Source organism: Pontibacter diazotrophicus, assembly GCF_003367245.1.
In the GTDB taxonomy this organism is placed as follows: Bacteria; Bacteroidota; Bacteroidia; order Cytophagales; family Hymenobacteraceae; genus Pontibacter; species Pontibacter diazotrophicus.
The window spans coordinates 156,916-163,613 of the sequence record NZ_QRGR01000015.1 but is presented as its reverse complement, the minus strand read 5'-3'; the positions used below and the strand labels follow the sequence as shown (position 1 = coordinate 163,613).

Annotated in this window: 8 protein-coding genes; 2 read left to right on the top strand and 6 right to left on the bottom strand. The window is 49.0% G+C overall.

What is annotated here, in order from left to right; all coding sequences use genetic code 11:
- Positions 1-206: 206 nt before the first annotated feature.
- The 6 genes from DXT99_RS15130 to DXT99_RS15105 all read right to left on the bottom strand — a co-directional run bounded on the left by DXT99_RS15130 (position 207) and on the right by DXT99_RS15105 (position 4,320).
- Positions 207-959, bottom strand: coding sequence for a ZIP family metal transporter (locus tag DXT99_RS15130; RefSeq protein WP_115566408.1), 753 nt, complete (start codon positions 957-959; stop codon positions 207-209).
- A 9-nt stretch (positions 960-968) separates the two neighbouring features.
- Positions 969-1,706, bottom strand: coding sequence for an SAM-dependent methyltransferase (locus DXT99_RS15125; protein WP_115566407.1), 738 nt, complete (start codon positions 1,704-1,706; stop codon positions 969-971).
- Between the two features lie 160 nt (positions 1,707-1,866).
- Positions 1,867-2,154, bottom strand: a complete 288-nt coding sequence (locus tag DXT99_RS15120; RefSeq protein ID WP_115566406.1) for a hypothetical protein — start codon at positions 2,152-2,154, stop codon at positions 1,867-1,869.
- Positions 2,155-2,248: 94 nt separating this feature from the next.
- Positions 2,249-2,863, bottom strand: a complete 615-nt coding sequence (locus DXT99_RS15115) for a hypothetical protein (protein WP_115566405.1) — start codon at positions 2,861-2,863, stop codon at positions 2,249-2,251.
- A gap of 106 nt (positions 2,864-2,969) precedes the next feature.
- On the bottom strand, positions 2,970-3,830 hold the full coding sequence (nadC, locus tag DXT99_RS15110) for a carboxylating nicotinate-nucleotide diphosphorylase (protein ID WP_115566422.1): 861 nt from the start codon (positions 3,828-3,830) through the stop codon (positions 2,970-2,972).
- A 76-nt stretch (positions 3,831-3,906) separates the two neighbouring features.
- Positions 3,907-4,320: a DUF4783 domain-containing protein gene (locus DXT99_RS15105; protein WP_115566404.1), complete on the bottom strand. Its 414-nt coding sequence runs from the start codon at positions 4,318-4,320 to the stop codon at positions 3,907-3,909.
- Positions 4,321-4,588: 268 nt separating this feature from the next.
- Between DXT99_RS15105 and gpmI the strand changes: the two genes are divergently transcribed.
- Together gpmI and DXT99_RS15095 are read left to right on the top strand one after the other, a co-directional pair.
- The gene (gene gpmI, locus DXT99_RS15100; RefSeq protein WP_115566403.1) at positions 4,589-6,115 is read left to right on the top strand and encodes a 2,3-bisphosphoglycerate-independent phosphoglycerate mutase; all 1,527 of its coding nucleotides are present in this window, start codon (positions 4,589-4,591) and stop codon (positions 6,113-6,115) included.
- A gap of 32 nt (positions 6,116-6,147) precedes the next feature.
- Entirely contained in the window at positions 6,148-6,696 is a 549-nt protein-coding gene (locus DXT99_RS15095) for a hypothetical protein (protein WP_147294233.1), read from the top strand.
- Positions 6,697-6,698: the final 2 nt, after the last annotated feature.

Sequence of the window (6,698 nt, the reverse complement as noted above, 5' to 3'; positions counted from 1 at the left end):
TCGAGCAGACCTTCCTTGCCTTCTAATAATCCTTCTACACTTACCTCCATCCTGCAAAGCTACAGCTACTTTTAGTTTCGCACAACTCCTTAGCCTGACGGCTATGGTGAAAACACACAGCAAGGGCGGAAGGCATCAGTTTAGAGCAAGCCACTGCACTAAGTAACGTCTCTAATTTAATTTAGAATCTGAGATTTCTCCTTCACTTAAACAAAGTCAGAGACAATTGCCAGCGTTAAACCAAACAAGGTTGCAACGAGCTTGCTGCGGTTAAAGTGGTGGTCAGGGCTTGTCTCGAATAGTATGGTAGTGGAAATGTGCAGGAAGTTACCTGCCACCAAACCCGTCAGGGCAGTATAGATTAGCCCATCCGGCGCCTCCTGCGATAAAACCACATTGCTAAAGAAAATACCCAGGGGCGAGCCAACAGCAAAAATCAGCAGCCACAGAAAGGCTTTCCGGAAGTTCTCCAGCCGCGACAGCAGCACCGACATCAGCGCGAAAGCAGCCGGCACGTGGTGCAGTGCCACCCCCAGCAACACCACATAAAAGCTGCCCCCTCCATGTGTGTGGCCTGCATAGTACTGCCTTTGCTCTACCAGAATGCTACCCTCCAGAAAGGCATGCACGAACAGCGAGCCCAGCAGCAGAAAGGGCATAGAACCGATACGGCCGTGGTCGTGGTGATGAATATGGCCGTGCTCCACCCCATGCGAAAACAGCTCCAGCACCAGTTGCAGAAAGAAGCCTGCCAACACCCAGTAACCAACACCATTAGAGCTGGCGCTGCCGTTCCGGAGCACGTCGGGCAGCAGGTGTATGATGGTAATGGTAAAAAGGTAAGCGCCACTAAAAGCAAGGGCTATTTTCAACCACCTTGAGTTGTGAGGCGGAAACACCTTCACTAAAAAGGCCGAAAACACTACTGTAAAAAACAGTACAAGTATAGCTACAATCATGTAGAGCTGTTATTTCTTAAGCACAAAGATCGCCCGGTCACTTTTCTCCAGGTCAAATGGGTTAAGATGGTAGTCACCGAACACCTCTACAAGGCGCAGCTGTATCATCTTAAAATACTCCTCAAAATCTTCCTCCCGTAATGCCCTCACCCGCTCCACAAATTCATACTCCTTTCCCTCATCACTAAAGTGGATGGTTTTAACGATAAAGCCATTCTCTACGCCGCGTGTGATTCTGAAGTTTATCCCATGCACTCTTTTTTCCTCCTCCGCCACCAGGTTATTGATTACCTTATCCGTGTTCATGAAGTCTATCACCAATTTCCCGCCGGGCTTCAGGCTTTTAGCGGTTGCAGCAAGCGCCACCACATTCTCTGTTTCAGTATCAAAATAACCGAAGCTGGTGAACAGATTCAGGATAAAGTCGAAATACTCCGGCTTGTACACCTTGCGCATGTCGTGCACATCAAAGTGCAGGTGCTCTTTCCCGAACTGTTTTGCGTGGGCTATACTTTTCCCGGACAAGTCAATGCCCGTCACATCAAAACCTTTCTGGTGGAGGTATACCGAATAGCGGCCTTTGCCACAGGCCAGGTCCAGTATCTTATTGTGCGGTTTAGGGTGGAGGTAAGCCAGCAACCGATCCATGAATGCCTGCGCCTCCTGCGTGTTGCGGTTGTTGTAGAGTATGTGATAATATGGAGAGTCGAACCAGGTACTGAACCACTCGTCTTCCTGTTGCGTCATGAAGGTCTAAAAGCAATTATGTTGCAAATATAGGCGTTTTATCTGAACCAGTTCGAAAGCAGCAGATTGAAGACACCGGTTTCAGTTGTAAAGTAAGCCCATAAAAAAGCCTGCCGTTGCTGCAAGGTACAGCAACGGCAGGCCTGTTTTATAAATGAAATTACTGTTCTTTTGTAGCGCCTACCTCTGTATTAGTTTCAGTAGTCTCACGAATACTATCTCCCGGCTGAATCGTATTGCCCCCCAGATCACGGTCCGGCATTACTTCCCCATCGTGCGACTCGGGATATACTTCGTTTACTTTACCGATATTATAAGTGTTGCGTGTGCCTGGCTCTACAAAATCCACTGATACTTTATCTTCTGGTCTTAAATCCTTGGGTGTTTCGCAGGAAGCCATAGACAAACCGGCTACGGCAGCAAATATTGCTATTATGTTTTTATTCATTTTTATATGTTTTTATACTTTCTTTATACATGCCTTGCTTTATGCTCTGCCAGCAAAGCATTATCTATTAAATATTTACGTTGATACCCTGCCGTTAGGTTGTGGTACTGGTTGTGGTATTGCTCGCCAGCAGGTTCTTGCGACGCAGTATGCTTTCAAACAGCTTGATATCGTTAGTGCTGTTAAAAATGCGGAAAGGCAGGTGTATAAAGATGGGAGTCTGAAAGTTACGGGCCACCCAGCCTTTCCATCCTCCTGGCAGTTGCGCATCAGCGGCAGGCTGCAGATACAGCAGGTAAGCTTCGGTCTGCACCTCAGCCTTCTGGATCATATCCCAGTTCAGCGCCATGCCTTCACGCTCATTGCGCTTCATCAGTATCTGGCGGTTGTCGATCTCGTAGTTCAGTTTCTCGAACAGCGGGTTACCCTGTTCTACCTGCGTTACCCCCATTACCTGCGCCGAACGGAGCAGCACAAACAGCAACGTAACAATAATAGCAGCTGTCACCCACCACCACGAAAAGCTGAACAGAGCTGGCAACAACAACAGCACCAATGGTATTAAAGCATACCACCAGTCATGGCGCCACACTTTTACCAGGGCCATGCGGGTATACTTTTCTTTATCGAGCTGATACTTCTTTGTGCGGATTCCTTGCGGAGAAGGTCCTTGTGCGGTCCGAAAACCTTTTTGATTTGGTCGCTGCATATAAATTTAATGTCGAAATTCTGTTCTCTGCCTACTCTCTCCTGGCATCACGCGCAGAGCGAAATTCTGTAAAAAAAGCCCTTGCTTCCGCAAAGGTAACCTGTTTTTATTTATAAGCCTTCAGGCTGATATCTAAACTCTTCATGGAGTGCGTTAGCGCCCCCACCGAGATATAGTCTACGCCACATGCTGCCACGGCGCGTATCGTTTTCTCTGTGATACCTCCCGAGGCTTCTACCTCATACCTGCCGGCAATCATTTTCACCGCCTCCCGCATCATGTCGGGTGCCATGTTATCCAGCATGATACGCTGTATACCGCCTGTCTCCAGGACCTCTCTCACTTCCTGCAGGTTGCGTGTTTCCACCTCGATATGCAGGTTTTTCCCTTTTTCCTGCAGGTAGCGCTGTGTGGCCGTGATGGCTTCGCGGATACCGCCGGCATAGTCCACATGATTGTCCTTCAGCATCACCATATCATATAAGCCGAACCGGTGGTTATGGCCGCCTCCTATTACAACTGCCCATTTCTCCATCATCCGGAAGTTGGGGGTAGTCTTGCGGGTATCGAGCAGTTTGGCTCCGGTGCCGGCAATCAGCTGCTGCAGCGAATTTGTGTAGGTGGCAATGCCGCTCATGCGCTGCATGCAGTTCAGCACCAGTCGTTCTGCTGTTAAGATAGATTGCGCCTTCCCTTTTACCGTCAGGCCGATGTCGCCATACTTTACCTGTGCACCATCCTGCAGCAGTATCTCTACCTGCAGCTCCGGGTCTACGGCTTTAAAGATATAGGTCGCCAGCTCAACGCCCGCTAGTATACCGTCGCCTTTTATCAGCAGCCGCGCCTGGTTTTGGGCATCGGCGGGTATAGCCGCAAGAGAAGAGTGGTCACCGTCGCCGATGTCCTCAGCCAGTGCCCTGGCGATAAACTCGCCTATGCTATTTTCGGTCAGGTATGTCGGTCTCACGTTTTTCACGGTGCAAAAATAAAAAAAAGGCCCGGTATAAACGCCGGGCCTTCTTAAAAATCTCATTATTATTTGCTTAATCCTTGATAAAGTTCATCGAGTGGATAAGGTATTTGCCGTTTGCCGACTTCATCCGTATCAATACCGTGTAAGAATCACCTTTAGCAGCGTAGGTACCAATAGCATACAACTGGCCTTTATCGGAGGTGCCGTTGTGGTTTACGCTAAAGTCTACAGGAGCATTTTTGGCAAAAAAATTCTTCATCACGAACTCCGCCTGCGTATTGCTGTAGCTGGTGGCCTCGTTTCCGTCGAGGGTAATTTCTACCATACTGCTAAAGTTCTTAGACAGTTCTTTGGCCGAGCCTGTTTTCATCGCTGATTTCACGCTGCTCATGGCATCTCCCTGCGCCATTACCTGCCCTGCCGAGAAAAATGCGGCTACCATTAACAAAGAAAATGCTACTGCAATGTGTTTAAAGTTTTTCATATGACCGTTTGTGTTCTTGCCCTCACATCAGCTAAAACTATGCCAACAAAGGCCTTTTGAATCGTGTCTCTAATTTAATAGTATATTTTAAATATACGAAAAAGCACATCCACTACCTTTGATTTGTTTTTATGGAGGATGCTAAAACCTTCCCGCCACAAAGGCAGTAGCCGCTATAAAGTATGCTGATGTCTGTACCAGCTGGCACTGCTCAGGCATAGGCAGCTATTACTAGACAGCATTGAAAGATTATAGTTATATTTGCGCTATGGATAATAAGGTACTTTTAATGATATTGGATGGGTGGGGTATTGCCACTAATCCGGAAGTTTCAGCAATTGAGAAGGCCAATACGCCTTTCGTTGATTCTATCCTTGCTAAATATCCGACCACCAGACTACAGGCCTCAGGTGAGGCTGTTGGCTTACCGGAGGGGCAGATGGGCAATTCGGAGGTAGGGCACATGAACATTGGCGCCGGCCGTGTGGTGTACCAGGATCTCGTGCGCATTAACAAAGCCATTGCGGAACGCAAACTAGCCACCATGCCTGTACTTGCCGACGCCCTCGCATATGCCAAAGAAAACAAAAAGCCAGTGCACCTGATTGGTTTGCTCTCTGATGGCGGTGTGCACTCGCATATCAACCACCTGAAAGCACTCTGTTCTGTAGCTGCCGATCAGGAGCTGCGCGAGGTATACATCCATGCTTTTACAGATGGCCGCGACACAGACCCCAAGGGTGGTGTGAAATACATCAATGAGCTGGAGCAGCACCTGGAGCAGACAACAGGCACCATTGCCTCTATCGTGGGCCGCTACTATGCGATGGACCGCGATAACCGTTGGGAACGCGTAAAGCTGGCCTATGACCTGATGGTGCATGGCACAGGAGCACCATCTCAGAACCTCATAAAGTCGATGCTGGACTCTTACAATGCAGGTGTGTCGGATGAGTTTATTCAGCCGATTGTGAAAGTAAACGATATGCAGCAGCCTATTGCCACTATCAAAGATGGTGATGTGGTTATCTGCTTCAACTTCCGCACCGACAGGGGCCGTGAAATTACGCAGGCGCTCACGCAGCGCGATTATCCTGAGTACAACATGTTCAAGCTGAACCTGCGCTATATCATGATGACCAACTACGACGAGAGCTTCTTAGACGTAGCGGCCATTTTTGATAAAGACAACCTGAATAATACGCTCGGGGAGGTATTGGCGAACGCCGGCAAAAAGCAGATCCGCATTGCGGAAACAGAAAAGTACCCGCACGTCACCTTCTTCTTTTCCGGAGGCCGCGAAACTGTATTCGAAGGCGAAAGCCGCATTATGTGCCAATCGCCAAAGGTAGCCACCTACGACCTGATGCCTGAAATGAGCGCCTTCGATATTCGGGATGCCATTGTGCCTGAGTTGGAGAAAAAGAGCGCTGACTTTATCTGTCTGAACTTTGCTAATCCTGACATGGTAGGCCATACCGGCGTGTTTGAAGCTGCGGTAAGAGCCTGCGAGGTAGTAGACCTGTGTGCGGAGAAAGTGATTACCACTGCCCTGGCAAACGGCTATACTACCATTGTGATTGCAGACCACGGCAACGCCGATTGCATGATCAACGAAGACGGCACACCAAACACAGCCCATACTACCAACCTGGTGCCTTGTGTGCTGGTAAGCGACACGCTGAATGTAGCACTACACGAAGGCAAGCTTGGCGACCTCGCGCCAACCATACTAGAGTTAATGAACATTTCAGCGCCAGCGGAAATGGACGGAATATCACTTATAAAAAAATAATACGGGTGGCCAGGCATATACCTATCTTCTTTTTGGTCCTGCTATTGGCCACTACTGCTTGTGAGAGGCCCACTCCGCCTACATCTGCCGAGGCGGAGGCTTCTTACAATCTAACCACCTACCTGGAACAACAAATAGAGCGCCTGCAGGCGGAGCAGCCTATGGTACTAAAATCTGTCACCACAGAAGGCACTCCAACAGAAACCATTGAAACCGCTGCAGTAGACTGGAAAGATGAATTAGCTGTGTTTGAGCAGGCGGACCTTAACCGCCCGGCGCTGGAGGAGTACTATACAAAGCAGGAGCAAGTGCTCGGTAATGGAAGTATAATTGTAGAGTATAACAGGGTGGAGGATGCCGAGCCGCTCGTGCACTACCTGCGCCTGGAACTAAGCCCTGACAGAAAGCTAAAACAACTCAACGCCCTGCTACAGGACCAGAATGTACTCTTTTACTCGCGCCGTAACGTGCAGCTCAGTGCAGACCCTGCAAGTGGCAATATCTCGGGCTATAGAGTGGAGGGGGTTCAAAAATTGGTTCTCTCCGACTCGCTGCATTACAGGGTAGACGCCAATCTATAACT

Coding starts and splice junctions, on each gene's coding strand:
- DXT99_RS15130 (WP_115566408.1), bottom strand. CDS start 959: ATGATTGTAGCTATACTTGTACTGTTTTTTACAGTAGTGTTTTCGGCC.
- DXT99_RS15120 (WP_115566406.1), bottom strand. CDS start 2,154: ATGAATAAAAACATAATAGCAATATTTGCTGCCGTAGCCGGTTTGTCT.
- DXT99_RS15115 (WP_115566405.1), bottom strand. CDS start 2,863: ATGCAGCGACCAAATCAAAAAGGTTTTCGGACCGCACAAGGACCTTCT.
- gpmI (WP_115566403.1), top strand. CDS start 4,589: ATGGATAATAAGGTACTTTTAATGATATTGGATGGGTGGGGTATTGCC.
- DXT99_RS15125 (WP_115566407.1), bottom strand. CDS start 1,706: ATGACGCAACAGGAAGACGAGTGGTTCAGTACCTGGTTCGACTCTCCA.
- DXT99_RS15105 (WP_115566404.1), bottom strand. CDS start 4,320: ATGAAAAACTTTAAACACATTGCAGTAGCATTTTCTTTGTTAATGGTA.